This window comes from Nocardioides sp. YIM B13467 (assembly GCF_042788075.1).
GTDB lineage: Bacteria > Actinomycetota > Actinomycetes > Propionibacteriales > Nocardioidaceae > Nocardioides.
On the sequence record NZ_JBHZPJ010000046.1, the window covers coordinates 279,392 to 296,458 of the forward strand.

The following is a 17,067-nucleotide window of genomic DNA, read 5'->3' on the forward strand; positions in this document are numbered from 1 at the left end:
TCCAGTAGCCTCCCAGTGCTTGCGTCGGTTGTCGAGAAGCGGGACCTTTGTCAGCGTTTCTTCAGCCGGCCCCGCATCACAGCCAGCGTCTGGCCTTGAGCAGCACGTACAGCACGATCGCGGCGACCACGATGATGCCGCTCGAGACGATGAAGCCGCTGAGCTGACCGAAGCCGGGGTAGGGGACGTTCTGACCGAAGAAGCCGGTGACCAGGGTCGGAGCGGCGATGATGGCGACCCACGCCGAGATCCGGCGCATGTCGTCGTTCTGCCGCACCGAAGTGGCGGCGAGCTCCTCGGTGGCCAGCGCCAGGTGAGTGCTGGTGCGAGCCTGGTAGAAGTCGATCACTCCGCGCACGAACTCGCCCTGCCCGTCGGCCATCGTGCGCACCATGTCGAACCGGTCGGCCAGCTCGGCCGCTCGTGCCGCCAGGCCCGCGACCGGTCCGGTCCCGCGCCGCGCCACCGCGCGACATGTCTCGGCGCTGTGCGTGGCGATGGTGCGTACGGTCAGCAGTGCGTGACCGACCTGGAACAGGTCCTCCAGAAGAGTCGCCGGATCGTCGTCGGGGTCGTCATCGGTGACCTGCTGCTCGATCCGCCCGGACTCGCGGGCGAGGTCGGCGACGAGCTGCGTCTCGCGGCGGATCATCGATGAGGCGATGGCGTGGGACAGGTCCCAGGACGTACGCAGGGCGACGTCGCCCTTCAGGATCCGCCGCCGCACGTGGTCGGTGTCGATGTGGGCCACCTCAGGCGCGACGACCGGGTTGACCGGACCGTGCACGGTGACCAGGTAGTTCGCGCCGATGAACTGGTCGAGCTCGACGTAGTGGACGTGCCCACCGGTCCCGAGCTTCGGGGCGTGCAGCACCGTGAAGACGTGGTCCTCGTAGAAGTGGAACTTCGAGATGTGGTTGCGGGCCATGCAGTCGCCCAGAGCGAGCGCGTGGAAGGGGAACCACTGTCCGAGCTGCTCGGATGCCGCCTCGTCGCACTGCGGCACGTCGATCCACACCACGGTGTCCGGCTCGTCGAGCAGATCGGGGACCTCCTTCGGGACGTGCTCGGTGAGCCCGGTCGGGCGCAGTGCGTAGACGATCATGTGTGGGGGGCCTCTCCTCAGATCCAGTTGCGGCGGCGGAAGAGGATATAGAGGACGACGTTGACGGTCAGCATCAGCCCGAGCGCCATGAAATATCCGTAGCGCCACTGCAGCTCGGGCATGAAGTCGAAGTTCATCCCGTATACCGTGCCGACCAGCGTGGGCGCGAACAGGATCGCTGCCCAGCCGGAGATCTTCTTGACCTCGTCGTTCTGCTGCACGCTGAGCTCGCTGAGCGCCTTCATCTCCTCGTTCTGCTGCTGCGCGACGAGGGTGGCGTTGACAGTCAGGATGTCGCGCAGCAGGTTGCGGAACTCGTCGATCTGCTCGACGGTCCCGATCACGTGGTCCTCGACGTCGCGCAGGTAGCGCTGGAGCTCCTCGTCGGTGCGGTACTTGGAGAACCCGGCGGCCAGGGAGCGTACGACGCCCAGCAGGGGCCGGGTCGCCCGCTGGAACTCGACCACCTCGCGGGAGAGCTCGTAGATGCGACGGGAGACCTGGGTGTCGCCGCGGAACATCTCGGTCTCGATCTCGTCGATGTCGTTGGCGAGTCCGGCCACCACCGGCGCGTAGCCGTCGACGACGCGGTCGAGGATGGCGTACAGCACCGCCTCCGGACCGAGCCGGAGCAGGTCGGGGTTGCTCTCCATCCGGCGGCGGACCGGCGAGAGGTCGGGCTGGGTGCCGTGCCGGACGGTGAGCACGAAGTCGGGACCGACGAAGAGGTGCAGCTCACCGAAGTCGATGTTCTCCGTCTCGTCGACGTACCAGGCTGCCCGCAGCACCACGAACAGCGTCTCGTCGTAGCGCTCGATCTTCGGCCGCTGGTGAGCCAGGATGGCATCCTCGACGGCGAGCTCGTGCAGGCCGAACTCCTCGGCCAGCGAGGCCAGCTCGTGCTGGTTGGGCTGGTAGAGACCTATCCAGGCCATCGCATCGTCGTGGTCGTGGAGCGAGCGGTACGTCTCGGCCAGCGTGGAGGGGGAGTCGACCCGGTCGCCGCCGACGTAGACGGCGCTGTCGATCATGCTGCCGCGAGCCGCCGGCTCAGGCGTCGAGGACCGACCGCCTCCGCCATGCAGCGACGGGGTCGTCGGGGGGTCGGAACGGCGCTGCTTGGTGAGTGCGCGCAGGGACTTGAACGGGTGCTCGGACATGATGGCCTCCGGGGATGATGCGAGCGGGATCGCGACGCGGGAACGCGACGCACCAGCCCGGCACGCTCTCCAGGTGGCCGGACCGGTCAGGGCGAGGTGGTACTCGGAGGTTGGCCGTCCATCTCAGCCACCTCCTCTTCCCTCGCTCCCGGTGCAAACCGACTGCCTGTATGTCCGCGCGGAGCCACGTCCGCACCGGCACATGGTAGGCGCCCCCGGTCAAGGATGCGTCAATCGTGAGGCGTACGCCGTCAGGGAACCGTCAAGGCCGGACCTGACCGGCCTCAGGCGGGGCTCCAATGAAGTCGTGCTAGATCTCGTCTACATCCTCATCACGCTGGTGTCCTTCGCAGGGCTCGCCGCGCTCGTCGGTCTCATCGACCGGCGGTTGGGCCAGCCCGCCGACACCGACACCGGCGCCGCCCCCACCGAGACCGAGCCGCGGGCGGTGAGCCGATGAGCCCCGTCGCCGCCGCCGTCCTGCAGATCGTCGTCCTGATCGCGGCGCTGGCCCTCGCGGTCCCTCTCTTCGGCCGCTATCTCGCCCACATCTACACCAGCCCGAAGCACCTGCGCGCCGAGGCCGTGGCCTACCGGGCGCTCAAGGTCGACGCTGAGGCCGACCAGCACTGGCGCTCCTACGCGATGTCGGCGTTGGGCTTCTCGCTGGCCGGGATCCTGTTCCTCTTCGCCTTCGGCCGGCTGCAGAACCTGCTGCCGCTCGATGGCGGCTTCGATCCGCTGCCCAGCGACGGTGCCTGGAACACCGCGGTCTCGTTCGTGACCAACACCAACTGGCAGTGGTACTCCGGTGAGGCGGCCACCGGTCACCTGATCCAGATGGCCGGGCTGGCGGTGCAGAACTTCGTCTCCGCCGCGGTCGGACTGTCCGTCGCCGCCGCCTTCGCGCGCGGGCTCGCCCGCACCCGCAGCCAGGGGAGGATCGGCAACTTCTGGGTCGATCTGGTGCGTACGACGGTCCGCGTTCTGCTGCCGGCCGCGTTCGTGGTCGCGATCGTGCTGGTCGCGGCCGGGGCGGTGCAGAACCTGCACGCCGTGCACGAGATGACCACGCTGACCGGCGGCACCCAGCCCCTGACCGGCGGCCCGGTCGCCAGCCAGGAGGCGATCAAGGAGCTCGGCACCAACGGCGGCGGCTTCTACAACGTCAACTCCGCCCATCCCTTCGAGAACCCCAACCCGTTCACCAACCTGCTCGAGATCTGGGCGCTGCTCGTGCTGCCGTTCTCGATGGCCTGGGCCTTCGGCCTGATCGTCAAGGACAAGCGCCAAGGGGGCGCGGTGCTGGCCACGATGGGCACCCTTCTCATCGTCGGCATCACCCTGCTGACCTGGGCCGAGATGGCCGGCCCCGGCACCGCCCCGCAGCTGGCCGGAGCCGCGATGGAGGGCAAGGAGACCCGCTTCGGCGAGGCGGCCACGGCGCTCTTCGCCGCGGCCACCACCGGCACCTCGACCGGTGCCGTCAACGGCATGCACGAGAGCCTGACCGCACCCGGTGGCGGCGTCGCACTGTTCGGCATGATGCTCGGCGAGATCGCGCCGGGCGGTGTCGGCTCCGGTCTCTACGGCATGCTCATGCTCGCCGTGGTCACGGTCTTCCTGTGCGGCCTGATGGTGGGACGTACGCCTGAATACCTCGGCAAGAAGATCAGCCGCGACGAGATGGTGCTGGTCGCGGTCTACATCCTGACCACCCCGATCCTGGTGCTGGTCGGCGCGGCGATCGCGCTGACCGCTCCGGCCGGGCTGGCAGGCCTCTCGACCGACGGCCCGCACGGTCTCTCCGAGGCCTTGTACGCGGTCACCTCAGCCTCGAACAACAACGGATCCGCCTTCGCCGGCATCACCTCGGGCACCCCGTTCTGGAACACGCTGCTCGGGATGCTGATGCTGCTCGGCCGGTTCGTCCCGATGGTCTTCGTGCTCGCCCTGGCGGGCCGGTTCGCGACCGCCAACCGGCTGCCGGACAACGCCGGCACCCTGCCCACCCACCGCCCGCTCTTCGTAGCCCTGCTGACCGGCGTCGCGCTGGTCGTCGTCGGCCTGACCTTCGTCCCGGCTCTCATGCTGGGCCCGATCGTGGAGTCCCTGTCATGACCCAGACCCCCGTACGTACCCGTGAAGAAGACACCGAGCACCACAACCATGTCGAGGCGGCACCGTCGGTGCTCACGACCAAGCAGATCGCCGAAGCGGTGCCTGGGGCGCTGCGCAAGCTCGACCCCCGCAAGCTGGTGGCGACGCCCGTCATGCTCGTGGTCGAGATCGGTGCGGCCGCCACGACCGTCATGTCGGTCCTCGACCCATCGGTGATGGGCTGGCTGGTCACCGTCTGGCTGTGGCTCACCGTCGTCTTCGGTGCCCTGGCCGAGTCGGTCGCCGAGGGTCGCGGCAAGGCCCAGGCGGCCAGCCTGCGTGCCCTGCAGACCGAGACCACCGCGCGCCGCCTGCAGGGTGGTCTCGGTGGTGCCGAGGAGGTCGTCGCCTCCACCAGCCTGCGTGCCGGCGACGTCGTCGTGGTCGAGGCCGGCGAGCGTATCCCCGGTGACGGCGACGTCATCGAGGGGGTCGCGAGCGTCGACGAGAGCGCGGTGACCGGCGAGTCCGCCCCGGTGATCCGCGAGTCCGGCGGCGACCGGTCAGCGGTCACGGGCGGCACACTGGTCCTCTCGGACCGGATCGTCGTCCGGATCACCTCCGACCCGGGCCACTCCTTCGTGGACCGGATGATCGCCCTCGTCGAGGGCTCGGAGCGGCAGCGTACGCCGAACGAGATCGCGCTCAACGTGCTCCTGACCAGCCTGACCGCGATCTTCGTGGTCGTCTGCTGGAGCCTCTACTACCTGGCCGGCTACTCCGGCGCGCACCAGTCCTGGCTGGTCCTGACCGCGCTGCTGGTCTGCCTGATCCCGACCACCATCGGTGCGCTGCTGAGCGCCATCGGCATCGCCGGCATGGACCGGCTCGTACGCCGCAACGTTCTGGCGATGTCGGGAAGGGCCGTCGAGGCGGCCGGTGACGTCGACGTGCTCCTGCTCGACAAGACCGGCACGATCACGTACGGCAACCGGCAGGCGTACGAGATCATCCCGGTCACCGGGGTCACGCTGACCGGCGCCGAGAACGCAGCGGTCCTGGCCAGCCTCTCCGACCAGACTCCCGAGGGCCGCAGCATCCTGACTCTCGTGGGTCGCTCCATGGGCGGGCCGCCAGAGGCCACGATGGTCGAGTTCTCCGCCACCACCCGGATGTCCGGCCTGGACAGCCCCGGCCTGAGCGTACGCAAGGGCGCCGCCTCCGCGGTGACGGCCTGGGTCAAGGAGAACGGGGGCCAGGTGCCTCCGGAGACCGCGGTGATCGTCTCCGAGATCGCCGAGACCGGTGGCACGCCGCTCGTTGTCGCCGAGCACCGCAACAGCGACCCGGCACGGGTGCTGGGCGTCGTACATCTCAAGGACGTCGTCAAGGACGGCATCCGCGAGCGGTTCGACGAGCTGCGCGCGATGGGCATCAAGACGGTCATGATCACCGGCGACAACGCGGCGACCGCCGCGGCGATCGCCAAGGAGGCGGGCGTCGACGACTTCCTCGCCGAGGCGACGCCGGAGGACAAGCTCGCGCTGATCCGCCAAGAGCAGCGCGGCGGACGGATGGTCGCGATGTGCGGCGACGGCACCAACGACGCGCCCGCGCTCGCGCAGGCCGACGTCGGTGTCGCGATGAACACCGGGACGACCGCGGCCAAGGAGGCCGGCAACATGGTCGATCTCGACTCCGACCCGACCAAGCTGATCGACGTGGTCGAGATCGGCAAGCAGCTGCTGATCACCCGGGGGGCGCTGACCACCTTCTCGGTGGCCAACGACGTCGCGAAGTACTTCGCGATCCTGCCCGCGATGTTCGTCGGCGCCTTCCCCGCGCTGGACGTCCTCAACATCATGCGGCTCTCCTCGCCGGAGTCGGCCATCGTCTCCGCGGTGGTCTTCAACGCGCTGATCATCATCGCGCTGATCCCGCTGGCACTGCGCGGCGTGCGCTACCGGCCGTCCTCGGCCTCGGCCCTGCTGCGCCGCAACCTGCTGCTCTACGGGGTCGGCGGCCTGATCGTGCCGTTCGTCGGCATCAAGCTGCTCGACCTCGTCATCTCCCTCATCCCAGGACTGTGACCAAGGAACCGAACATGTCTGATCTCTTTGCACTGCTACGTCACTCCCTCGCCGGGCTCCGCGTGCTCATCGCCGCGACCCTGCTGTGCGGGATCGCCTACCCGCTCGTCGTCACCGGCGTCGCCCAGACCGCCTTCGGATGGCGTGCCGACGGCTCCCTGGTCACCGAGACCGGCGCGCACACCGACGACCCCGCCGAGGCGGTCGGCTCGGCCCTGATCGGGCAGGGGAACGACGACGAGGGGCTCTTCTATCCGCGCCCCAGCGCGGCTGGTGACGGCTGGGACACGCTGTCCACCTACGGCTCCAACCTCGGCCCGGAGGACCCGGACCTGGTCAAGGCGATCACGGAGCGCCAGCGCGAGATCGCCGCGCGCGAGGGCGTCTCGGTCGACCAGGTCCCCGCCGACGCCGTCACCACCTCCGCATCCGGCATCGACCCGGACATCTCACCGGCTTACGCAGCCCTCCAGGTGTCCCGGGTGGCCCGTGCCAACGGGCTCTCGGAGGGGGCGGTGACGGCGCTGGTGACCGAGCACACCGACGGCCGGACCTTCGGGGTCCTCGGTGAGCCACGGGTCAATGTGCTCGAGCTCAACATCGCGGTGCGCGCGCAGAGAGGTTGAATAGGGACGTGCAGACCACGTCAACGGACGGACGGTCCCCGCGGAAGCGGGGCCGTCTGACCGTCTATCTCGGAGCCGCGCCAGGCGTCGGCAAGACGTACGCCATGCTCGGCGAGGCGCAGCGGCGCCAGGCGCGGGGGACCGATGTGGTCGTCGGGTTCGTCGAGACCCACGACCGCAGCAACACCGCGCGCCAGATCGTGGGGCTCGAGGTGATCCCGCGCCGGGAGATCGACTATCGCGGCGCGACCTTCACCGAGCTCGACGTGGAGGCGGTGATCGCCCGCGACCCGAAGGTGGTCTGCATCGACGAGCTCGCGCACACCAACGTGCCCGGCAGCCGGCACACCAAACGGGCCCAGGACGTCGAGCAGATCCGGGCGGCCGGGATCGACGTGATCACCACCGTCAACATCCAGCACCTGGAGTCGCTCAACGACGAGGTCGAACGCATCACCGGCGTACGCCAGCGGGAGACCGTGCCCGACGAGGTGGTCCGCACCGCCGACCAGATCCAGCTCGTCGACATGGCGCCCGACGCGCTGCGGCGGCGGATGGCCCACGGCAACATCTACAAGCCCGAGAACATCGACGCGAGCCTGACGTCCTACTTCCGGGTCGGCAACCTGACCGCGCTGCGCGAGCTGGCGCTGCTGTGGCTGGCCGACCGGGTCGACGACGCGCTCGGCGACTACCGCCGCGAGCACCGGATCGAGCACCCCTGGCCGACCAAGGAGCGGATCGTGGTCGCGGTCACCGGCGGCCCGGAGTCGGAGACGCTGCTGCGGCGAGCGGCCCGGCTGTGCCAGCGCGCGAAGGGGTCCGAGCTGCTGGCGGTGCATGTGGTCACCGCCGATGGGCTGGCCAGGCCGGAGACCGGGTCGATCGAGCGCGTCCAGGCGCTGACCGCGTCGCTGGACGGCACCTTCCACAGCGTCGTCGGCGAGGACGCGGCGACCGCCGTCGTCGACTTCGCAACCGGTGCCAACGCCACCATGATCATCGTCGGCGTCTCCCGCCACGGGCGGCTGCGAAGGCTCTTCACCGGCACCACCGGAGACCGGATCGCCACCGCGGCCGGCTCGATCGACGTACACCTCGTCACCCACGACGAGATCGCCCGCGGCTCGCGGGCCCGCGGCGGCCTCGGCTCACCGCTCAGCCGCACCCGGCAGACCCTGGGCTGGCTCAGCGCGCTCCTGGTGCCCTCGGCTCTGGTCTGGCTGCTCCACAACGACGGCATCGAGGGCGACATCTCCGACCAGCTCCCGCTGGCCAGCATGCTGCTGCTCGCCGCCACCGTCCTGGTCGCGCTCGTGGGCGGGCGCTGGCCCGCGGTGGTCGCCGCCCTGGCCGGGTTCGCCCATCTGAACTGGTGGTTCACCCAGCCCGTACACCGCTTCACCATCGCCGAGCCACGCAATCTGGTGATGCTGATGATCTTCGTCGCGGTCGCGGTCGGCGTCGCCACTGTCGTCGACCGTGCCTCCCGGCGAGCGGCCGAAGCACGCCAGGCCAGGGGAGAGGCGGCGACGATGGGAGCACTGTCCCGCTCGGTGCTCACCGGCCAGGACACCGCCGAGGCGGTCGTGAACCGGGTGCGCGAGACCTTCGCCCAGCAGGCGGTGGTCCTGCTGGAGGAGACACCGCAGGGATGGGTGCGGCTGGCGGGTGCCGGGATCGGCTACCCGGCAGACCCGGACCAGGGCGACGCCCAGGTGGCCGTCGACGACACCCACGTGATCGTCCTGCGCGGCACCCCGCTCCGGGCACGCGACCGACGGGTCCTGGAGGCCTTCGCGGTCCAGACGTCGCTGGTGCTGGAGCATCGCCGACTGCGCGACCAGGCCGACCGCGCCCTCGCCCTCGAGCGGGCGGAGCAGACCTCGACGGCCCTGCTTCGAGCGGTCTCTCACGACCTGCGTACGCCGCTGGCGACGATGCGGGCCTCCCTCGACGGTCTGCTCGTGGGCAGGGTGCCGGAGGAGGACCGCAAGGAGCTCGTCGAGTCGGCCGCGACCTCCGCCGACCAGCTCGAGGCGCTCATCGACAACCTGCTCGACCTCTCCCGGGTCGAGGCGGGTCTGGTGCACCCCGCGATGCGGGACGTAAGCCTGGAGGAGTCGCTGCCGCTGGCGGTCGCCGGCCTGCCGCCCGGGTCGATCGCCTTCGAGGTCGGCGAGGACACCCCGCTCGTACGCACCGACTCGGGCCTGCTCGAGCGCATCGTCGCCAACCTGGTCAGCAACGCGGTCCGAGTCAGCCGTCAGGGGCCCAACGCCGGCGAGCCGGTGCGCGTACTCGCGCACGAGACACCGGAGACTGTGGAGGTGATGATCGTCGATCGCGGACCTGGGGTGCCCGAGGAGCAGCGGGACCGGATGTTCGAGCCGTTCCAGCGTCTCGACGACACCTCGGCCGGCGGGCTGGGGCTCGGTCTGGCCGTGGCCAGGGGCCTGAGCGAGGCGCTGGGCATCCGGCTCTCGGCCGAGGACACCCCTGGAGGCGGCCTGACGATGGTCGTCGCGGTGCCGCGCGCGAGGAGTGGGAGGTGAGCCGCGTACTCGTCGTGGACGACGAGCCCGCGCTGCTGCGGGCGCTCGCCATCAACCTGCGCGCCGCCGGCTGGGAGGTCGAGACGGCGACGGACGGCCGCTCGGCGCTCGCCGCCGCCGCGGCCACCCACCCCGACGTCGTCCTTCTCGACCTCGGTCTCCCGGACCTGGACGGCACCGAGGTGATCGAGGGGCTGCGGGGCTGGACCCAGGTGCCGGTGGTCGTGCTCTCGGCCCGCCAGCATGGCGACGACAAGATCGAGGCGCTCGACCTGGGCGCCGACGACTACGTCACCAAGCCGTTCGCGATGAACGAGCTGATGGCGCGGCTGCGAGCTGCCGTACGCCGTTCCCAGGAGTCAGCGCCGCCGGCCGCGACCACCCTCGCCGTCGGCGACCTGGAGATCGACTTCGCCCGCAAGCGGGTGCACAAGGCCGGGAACGACGTACGCCTCACCCCGACCGAGTGGTCCTTCCTGGAGCTGCTCGCACGCAACGTGGGCCGGCTGGTCCCGCGCGAGCAGATCCTCAAGGAGGTCTGGGGTCCCGCGTATGCGCGCGAGACCCACTACCTGCGTGTCTACGCCGCCCAACTGCGCCGCAAGCTCGAGGACGACCCATCGCATCCGCGCTACCTGGTCACCACCTCCGGGGTCGGTTACACCCTGGACCCGGGGGAGTAGAGCGAGGCCACGACCCCCAGCACCAGGAGCAGCGCCAGGTGGCGCAGGTCGCTGGCGGCGAAGGTCAGCTGCCCGCCGGTGTTGACGGCGAACCCGGTGACCAGCCCCCAACCGGTCAACGCCAGCAGCAGGGCGTACGGAACGGTCAACATCAGCGCGGCCCCCGTGCTCATGGCGACCATCGTGATCAGCCAAGCCGAGAAGCCGACGCCGGCCACGGTGAGGACCGCCGTGGCCACCAGCAGCATGGCGGCCGCCGCTCCGGCGCGTACCGCCGTGACCTTCTCCAACAGCTCCATTTCTCCAGCCTGAGCCCATGATTGGGCTCCGACGGGGGTCTGGACGCTCCTCTGACACCAGCCCTGCGTAATCTTGACGGAATCCTTACGCCTTCCCGCGAGGCTCGGATGAGGCATCCGGGTCCACCGACCTGAAGAATTGTTCGGGTGACCGCAGTGATCGCGGCGAGCAGCGCCCCCGGCGCGGCAGAGCCCACCGAGACCCACGAGAAGAAGCATTCGTGGTGGCAGGTGATGTGCCTGACCGGCGTCGACTACTTCTCGACGCTGGGCTATCAGCCGGGCATCGCGGCCCTCGCCGCCGGGCTCTTGTCCCCGATCGCGACGCTGGTGCTGGTCGGGCTGACCCTGCTGGGTGCGCTCCCGGTCTACCGCCGCGTCGCGGCCGAGAGCCCGCACGGTCAGGGCTCGATCGCGATGCTGGAGCGGCTGCTGTCCCGCTGGGGCGGCAAGGCGTTCGTGCTCGCCCTGCTCGGCTTCGCGGCCACCGACTTCATCATCACGATGACCCTCTCTGCCGCCGACGGCGCCGCGCACGTGGTGGAGAACCCGCTCTTCCCGTCCACCTGGGACGGGCACAACATGCTCATCACCCTTGTGCTGCTGGCAGCCCTGGCCGCGGTCTTCCTGAAGGGGTTCAAGGAGGCGATCGGGATCGCGGTCGGCCTGGTGGTCACCTTCCTCACCCTCAACGCCGTCGTCATCGCCGTCGGTCTGGTGCACGTGTTCAGCGACCCGAGCGTCTTCACCCGCTGGAACGACGCCCTCTTCGTCGAGCACGGCAACACCACGACGATGATCGCGGTCTCGCTCCTGGTCTTTCCCAAGCTCGCCCTAGGGATGAGCGGCTTCGAGACCGGTGTCGCGGTGATGCCGCAGGTCAGAGGGGACAAGACCGACACCGAGGAGAACCCCGCAGGACGGATCCGTGGCACCAAGAAGCTGCTCACCGCGGCCGCCCTGACGATGAGTGTGTTCCTGATCGCCTCTTCCTGGGTGACCACCCTGCTGATCCCCACCGAGGAGTTCCAGGAGGGCGGCGCCGCCAACGGGCGCGCGCTGGCCTACCTCGCCCACGACTACCTCGGCAGCGCGTTCGGCACCGTCTACGACGTCTCCACCATCCTCATCCTCTGGTTCGCTGGCGCCTCGGCGATGGCCGGCCTGCTCAACCTGATCCCGCGCTACCTGCCGCGCTACGGGATGTCACCGGAGTGGGCGGCAGCGACCCGGCCGCTGGTGGTGACCATCTCGGCGGCAGCGTTCCTGATCACCTGGATCTTCGACGCCGACGTGGACGCCCAGGGCGGGGCGTACGCGACGGGTGTGCTGGTCCTGATGCTCTCCGCCGCGGTGGCCGTGACGTTGGCTGCGCACAAGGCCGGCCAGCGGGTCCGGGCGGTCCTGTTCGGCCTGATCGCGGCCGTGTTCGCCTACACCACGGTCTCCAACGTGATCGAGCGTCCCGACGGCGTCAAGATCGCGGCCTGCTTCATCGCCGCGATCATCGGGGTCTCGCTGGTCTCCCGGATCATGCGTTCCTTCGAGCTGCGCGTGACGAGCGTCGAGCTCGACAAGAAGGCCGAGATGTTCCTGCGCGAGGGTGCGCGCCGTCAGATCCGGCTGATCGCCAACGAGCACGAGGGCACCGAGGGGCCGGAGGAGTACGAGGACAAGCTGCGCCAGATGGTCCTCGACAACGACCTGGCCGACGACGGCGACATCATCTTCGTCGAGGTCCTGGTCACCGACCCGTCCGACTTCGAAGGCACTCTGAAGGTACGCGGAGAGGTGACCGGACGCCGACGGGTGCTGCGTCTGGAGGCGCCGGCGGTGCCCAACGCGCTGGCCGCCGTCCTGCTCCACGTCCGCGACGTCACCGGCGTGGTGCCGCACATCTACTTCGAGTGGACCGAGGGCAACCCGGTCACCAACCTGCTGCGGTTCCTGTTCATTGGAGTCGGCGAGGTCGCCCCGACCACCCGAGAGATTCTGCGCCGTGCCGAGCCTGACAGGTCGCGACGGCCGCATGTCCACGTGGGTTGAGGCGGCCTAGAGCCGCGCGAAGGCCTCGACCTTGTGCTGGGGCCCGGAGACGACGATCTCGTCGTCGGCGCGGATAACGGTCTCAGGCGTCGTGTAGGTGAACCTGCCTCCAGCAGGCTTGACCCCGACGACGGTGACTCCATAGGCCTGGCGAACCCCGACACCGGTGAGGCTGCGGTTGTGCAGCGCTGCTGGCGGCCGGGTCTTGACGAAGACATACCCGTCGTCGAACTCGATGTAGTCCAGCATCCGTCCTCGGACCAGGTGAGCGACGCGCTGTCCCATGTCGTGCTCGGGACGGACGACGCGGTGGACCCCGATCTGGGTGAGGATCCGCGCGTGCGGTGCGCTGATCGCCTTCGCCCAGACGTTGCGTACGCCGAGGTGAACCGCGACGGAGGCGGTGAGGATGCTCGCCTCGATGTCGGTGCCGATGCTGACGACCACGGTGCCGAACTCGCCCAGGCCGAGCTCCCGCATCGCGTCCTCGCTGGTCGTGTCGGCCTCGACCACGTGGGTGAGCAGGCCGGCGTGCTCCTGCACCGTCCGCGGGTTCATGTCGGCGGCGAGGACCTCCTCGCCCTCTTCGACCAGCTCCAGGGCGAGTGCGCTGCCGAACCGGCCGAGGCCGAGCACAGCGACGCCGCCGTGGGTGGTGGTGTCTTTCCTAGCCAATGAGGGGCCGTCCTTCCGGGAAGCGGTGCAGTCGCTCGCGGTCGCGGAGCGCCAGTGCGGAGACGAGGGTGATCGGGCCGATCCTGCCGACGAACATCATCGCGATGAGGACGAGCTGACCGCCCGAGGGGACGTCGTAGGTGAGGTTGGCCGACAGGCCCACCGTGGCGAAGGCGGAGACCGCCTCGAAGAGCACCTGATGGGTGGGTGCCTCGACCAGATGGAGCAGGGCGATGGTGCCGGAGACCACGAAGCCGACCGAGAGCAACGCGACCGTGAGCGCCTGACGGATGGCGCGCGGGTCGATACGCCGGTCGAAGGCTTCGACCTCGTGCTGGCCGCGCACCTCGGCGAGGATGACGAAGAAGAGCAGCATGAACGTGGTGATCTTGAGCCCGCCCGCGGTGCCCGCCGACCCGCCGCCGATGAGCATCAGTACGTCCGCGCCGAGCAGGGTGCCTTCGTTCATCAGCTCGTAGTCGAGGCTGTTGAACCCGGCCGTACGCGTCATGGTGCTCTGGAAGAAGCCGGCCAGCACCTTCCCGGGCCCGCTCAGCGCTCCAAGGGTGTCGGGGTTGCGCCACTCCGTGGCGATGAAGAACACCGACCCGATGATCAGCAGGCCGATGGTGCCCGAGACGGTCATCTTCGTGTGCATGCTCCACATCCGCACCTTCGTACGCTGCAGCAGCTCCAGCCACACCGGGAAGCCGAGGCCGCCAGCGATCACGGCGACGGCGATGGGCAGACAGATCCAGGGGTCGTCGACGTAGCTCATCAGCGAGTCCGACCGCAGCGCGAACCCGGCGTTGTTGAAGGCGGAGATCGCGTGGAAGACGCCGTCGTAGGCGGCACGCTCGGGGGAGGAGCCGTAGCCCAGCCAGAACCGCAGCGCCAAGGGGATCGCGATGATCACCTCGATGACCAGGCTGATCCCAACCACTCCCTTGACCACGCTGCGGACGTCGCCGAGTCCCGAGCTGGTGTGTTCCACCGCGGCGGTGAGCCGAAAGCGCAGCCCGAGGCGGCGGAAGACGATCAGCGCCAGCAATGAGGCCAGCGTCATGATCCCGATCCCGCCGACCTGGATCAGCCCGAGGATGGTGACCTCGCCGAAGGTCGACCAGTAGGTCGGGGTGTCGACCACGACCAGACCAGTGACGCAGACCGCGCTGGTCGAGGTGAACAACGCGGTCAGGAACGGCGCGTGGCCGGGTTCGGTGCGCGCCACCGGGAGCATCAGGAGCAGCGTGCCGATCAGGATCGTGACCGCGAACCCGGCGACGACGACCTGGCCCGGATGGCGCAGCAGCGGTCGTGGACGGCGCGCCCGGCGGGTAGGGGAGCTCATCGACACGGGCGCCACTCTAGAGGCACGACGTGCGCAGGCGTGGCGAGCGGGACCGCCGGAGGGTCAGCTGGGAGTGTTGATCATGAAGTTGGCCGCGTGCTCGGCGTACGCCCAGAACTGCGCGTCCTGCTCCGGGGTCAGCCCGGCGGCGTCGAGGCCTTCGCGGAAGTGCTGGAGCCAGCGGTCGCGGGCCTCCGAGGTGACCTCGAACGGGGCGTGACGCATCCGCAGCCGCGGGTGGCCACGCTGCTCGGAGTAGGTCGTCGGGCCGCCCCAGTACTGAGCCAGGAAGAGCGTCAGCCGCTCCTGCGCCGGACCGAGATCCTCCTCGGGATACATCGGCCGCATCAGCTCGTCGGTCGCCACGCCCTCGTAGAACTTGGCCACGATCGTGCGGATGGTGTCCATCCCGCCGATCTCCTCATAAAACGTCACTGAGCCATTCTTCCACGCGGGTCCGCGCTCGCCTGCCGTGGCAGGATCGGGGGCGTACGCATTCACACGAACTTTGGGAGATAACGATGGCCACCACCCGCACCGCCACCACCGTCTGGGAGGGCTCGCTCTTCGAGGGCGCCGGCAAGGTGACGCTGGACTCCTCGGGCCTGGGGACCTACGACGTCTCGTGGCCGGCCCGCACGGAGGCGCCCGGCGGCAAGACCAGCCCCGAGGAGCTCATCGCCGCCGCCCACTCCTCCTGCTTCTCGATGGCCTTCTCCAACGGCCTGGCCCAGAACGGCACTCCGCCGACCAGCCTGCAGACCAGCGCCGAGGTCGAGTTCACCCCCGGCAAGGGCATCACCGGCATCAAGTTGACCACCCGTGGGGTGGTCGAGGGGCTCGACAACGATGCCTTCGTCAGCCTCGCCGAGGCCGCCAAGGCCGGCTGCCCGGTCAGCCAGGCTCTCACCGGCACCACCATCACCCTCGACGCCGCCCTCGCCTGAAATCTCGCCTGAAATGAGGTGATGCCCCGGCCGAAGCCGGGGCATCACTGGCGGCGTATGTCAGGCCGTCTGCTCCTCGGCAGCGGCCGCCTTCTCGTCACGGTGCCAGATGACCCGCTGCGGGAACGGCATCTCGATGCCCTCGTAGTCGAGGCGGGCCTTGATCCGCTGGCGCATCTCGCGCGCGATCGCCCACTGCTTGAGCGGCAGGGTCTTGATGAGCACCCGCACGGTGATGGCGTCGGCGGCCAGTGCCTCGACGCCGGTGACCTCGGGCTCCTCGATGATCTGGCCCTTGAAGTCCTCGTCGACCCACAGGTCGTGGGAGACCTCGCGCAGCACGCGCTGCACCTTGTTGAGGTCCTCGTTGTAGCCGACGCCGACGTCGATGACGGCACGAGCCCAGTTCTGACTGTGGTTGCCGACGGTGAGGATCTCGCCGTTGGGGATGTACCAGACAGTGCCGTCGAGCGAGCGCAGCCGGGTGATCCGCAGCGTCACGGCCTCGACGGTGCCGCTGATGTTGTTGACCTCGATGCTGTCACCGACGCCGTACTGGTCCTCGATGATCATGAAGATGCCGGACAGGTAGTCCCGCACCAGCGACTGGGCGCCGAAACCGAGCGCCAGACCGACGATCCCGGCCGAGGCGATGATCGGGGCGATGTTGATGCCGAGCTGGTCCAGGATCATGGTGGCGAAGATCGCGACCATGACGCCCGTGACGACGCTCTTGAACAGAGAGCCGATCGCCTGGGCGCGCTGACTGCGGCGCGATGACGCGACGCTGGTGTCGCCTCCCTCGGCCATCTTGGTGATCTTGCCGCTCAGCCCGGGGGCCTCCACGGCGCGGACGACGACCTTGTCGATCACCCGGTGCAGGATCCAGCGGAGCACGATCGCCAGCAGGATCAGGCCGACGATGCGCAGCGGGATTCCGATCACCCAGTTGCCGAGCGTCGACCAGGAGACCGAGACCAGTGGGGGATTCGGGGGAATGGACATGGGTTCCAGTATCCAGCGCGTTCAAGGCCGGCGGCCAATCCCCGGCCGGGCATCGACACCCACCGCGGGGACGAGGGGCAGAGATGAGAACCGGGACGTACGCCGGTTAGTATCTGCCCCGTGAGCAACCAGATCCTGCGCCGCGCCGGCCTCCTCGGCGCCTCCGCCTCCGCCGCCGTCGTCGCCTCTGTTGCTACCGCCGGCCCCGCCAGCGCCGAGGTCCCCAACGGCTGGCCGGTCGCCGAGGAGATGACCGCCTCCGGTCTGCTCCTGCTCATCCTGCTCATCCCGGTGATCCTGATGGTGGTCATCTCCCTGCTGGTGCTCCTGCCGGGTGTGTTCCGCGGCGAGGGGCTGCTGCCCAAGCCCCACAAGGCCGAGGACGACAACCTCCCCGCCGCGACGCACTGACCCCTTCGGGCCGG

The 17,067-nt window shown here is 69.4% G+C and carries 16 protein-coding genes; 9 read left to right on the forward strand and 7 right to left on the reverse strand.

Features of this window, described 5'->3' with window-relative positions:
• Window positions 1-76: 76 nt before the first annotated feature.
• Together ACFX43_RS08665 and corA are read right to left on the reverse strand one after the other, a co-directional pair.
• Window positions 77-1,105 carry a magnesium transporter CorA family protein gene (locus ACFX43_RS08665; protein WP_378819493.1) on the reverse strand — a complete coding sequence of 343 codons (1,029 nt, stop codon included), beginning with the start codon at window positions 1,103-1,105 and terminating at the stop codon, window positions 77-79.
• Between the two features lie 17 nt (window positions 1,106-1,122).
• Entirely contained in the window at window positions 1,123-2,265 is a 1,143-nt protein-coding gene (gene corA, locus ACFX43_RS08670) for a magnesium/cobalt transporter CorA (RefSeq protein ID WP_378819496.1), read from the reverse strand.
• 307 nt (window positions 2,266-2,572) lie between these two features.
• Between corA and ACFX43_RS08675 the strand changes: the two genes are divergently transcribed.
• The 6 genes from ACFX43_RS08675 to ACFX43_RS08700 are packed head-to-tail and all read left to right on the forward strand — an operon-like array spanning window position 2,573 to window position 10,319.
• A complete protein-coding gene (locus ACFX43_RS08675; protein ID WP_378819498.1) occupies window positions 2,573-2,725 on the forward strand; it encodes a hypothetical protein in 153 nt (50 codons plus the stop codon).
• On the forward strand, window positions 2,722-4,386 hold the full coding sequence (gene kdpA, locus ACFX43_RS08680; RefSeq protein WP_378819500.1) for a potassium-transporting ATPase subunit KdpA: 1,665 nt from the start codon (window positions 2,722-2,724) through the stop codon (window positions 4,384-4,386). The genes ACFX43_RS08675 and kdpA overlap by 4 nt, the downstream gene beginning before the upstream one ends.
• Window positions 4,383-6,455 (forward strand): potassium-transporting ATPase subunit KdpB, encoded by a 2,073-nt coding sequence (kdpB, locus tag ACFX43_RS08685; protein WP_378819503.1) that lies wholly within the window; start codon window positions 4,383-4,385, stop codon window positions 6,453-6,455. Before kdpA ends, kdpB begins: the two co-directional genes overlap by 4 nt.
• Before the next feature lie 14 nt (window positions 6,456-6,469).
• Window positions 6,470-7,081, forward strand: coding sequence for a potassium-transporting ATPase subunit KdpC (gene kdpC, locus ACFX43_RS08690; protein WP_378819505.1), 612 nt, complete (start codon window positions 6,470-6,472; stop codon window positions 7,079-7,081).
• Between the two features lie 8 nt (window positions 7,082-7,089).
• Window positions 7,090-9,636: a DUF4118 domain-containing protein gene (locus ACFX43_RS08695; protein ID WP_378819508.1), complete on the forward strand. Its 2,547-nt coding sequence runs from the start codon at window positions 7,090-7,092 to the stop codon at window positions 9,634-9,636.
• A complete protein-coding gene (locus tag ACFX43_RS08700) occupies window positions 9,633-10,319 on the forward strand; it encodes a response regulator (RefSeq protein WP_378819511.1) in 687 nt (228 codons plus the stop codon). Before ACFX43_RS08695 ends, ACFX43_RS08700 begins: the two co-directional genes overlap by 4 nt.
• Here ACFX43_RS08700 and ACFX43_RS08705 read toward each other — a convergent pair.
• Window positions 10,295-10,618, reverse strand: coding sequence for a hypothetical protein (locus tag ACFX43_RS08705; RefSeq protein ID WP_378819514.1), 324 nt, complete (start codon window positions 10,616-10,618; stop codon window positions 10,295-10,297). The two genes, ACFX43_RS08700 and ACFX43_RS08705, sit on opposite strands and share 25 nt — an antisense overlap.
• A 234-nt stretch (window positions 10,619-10,852) precedes the next feature.
• Between ACFX43_RS08705 and ACFX43_RS08710 the strand changes: the two genes are divergently transcribed.
• Window positions 10,853-12,664, forward strand: a complete 1,812-nt coding sequence (locus tag ACFX43_RS08710; RefSeq protein WP_378840798.1) for an amino acid transporter — start codon at window positions 10,853-10,855, stop codon at window positions 12,662-12,664.
• Window positions 12,665-12,670: 6 nt separating this feature from the next.
• Here ACFX43_RS08710 and ACFX43_RS08715 read toward each other — a convergent pair whose 3' ends face one another.
• From ACFX43_RS08715 to ACFX43_RS08725, 3 genes are all read right to left on the reverse strand, one after another.
• A complete protein-coding gene (locus ACFX43_RS08715) occupies window positions 12,671-13,339 on the reverse strand; it encodes a potassium channel family protein (RefSeq protein WP_378819516.1) in 669 nt (222 codons plus the stop codon).
• Complete coding sequence (locus tag ACFX43_RS08720) at window positions 13,332-14,690, reverse strand: TrkH family potassium uptake protein (protein WP_378819519.1); 1,359 nt, start codon at window positions 14,688-14,690, stop codon at window positions 13,332-13,334. The genes ACFX43_RS08715 and ACFX43_RS08720 overlap by 8 nt, the downstream gene beginning before the upstream one ends.
• A 63-nt stretch (window positions 14,691-14,753) precedes the next feature.
• Window positions 14,754-15,125 carry a globin gene (locus ACFX43_RS08725; RefSeq protein ID WP_160025142.1) on the reverse strand — a complete coding sequence of 124 codons (372 nt, stop codon included), beginning with the start codon at window positions 15,123-15,125 and terminating at the stop codon, window positions 14,754-14,756.
• Window positions 15,126-15,211: 86 nt separating this feature from the next.
• On the opposite strand from ACFX43_RS08725, the gene ACFX43_RS08730 reads away from it, so the two are divergent.
• Complete coding sequence (locus ACFX43_RS08730; protein WP_378819522.1) at window positions 15,212-15,637, forward strand: OsmC family peroxiredoxin; 426 nt, start codon at window positions 15,212-15,214, stop codon at window positions 15,635-15,637.
• A gap of 60 nt (window positions 15,638-15,697) precedes the next feature.
• Here the strand turns inward: ACFX43_RS08730 and ACFX43_RS08735 are convergent, their stop codons facing one another.
• Window positions 15,698-16,642 carry a mechanosensitive ion channel family protein gene (locus tag ACFX43_RS08735; protein WP_378819524.1) on the reverse strand — a complete coding sequence of 315 codons (945 nt, stop codon included), beginning with the start codon at window positions 16,640-16,642 and terminating at the stop codon, window positions 15,698-15,700.
• A gap of 120 nt (window positions 16,643-16,762) precedes the next feature.
• On the opposite strand from ACFX43_RS08735, the gene ACFX43_RS08740 reads away from it, so the two are divergent.
• On the forward strand, window positions 16,763-17,053 hold the full coding sequence (locus ACFX43_RS08740; RefSeq protein WP_160025139.1) for a hypothetical protein: 291 nt from the start codon (window positions 16,763-16,765) through the stop codon (window positions 17,051-17,053).
• Window positions 17,054-17,067 lie beyond the last annotated feature (14 nt).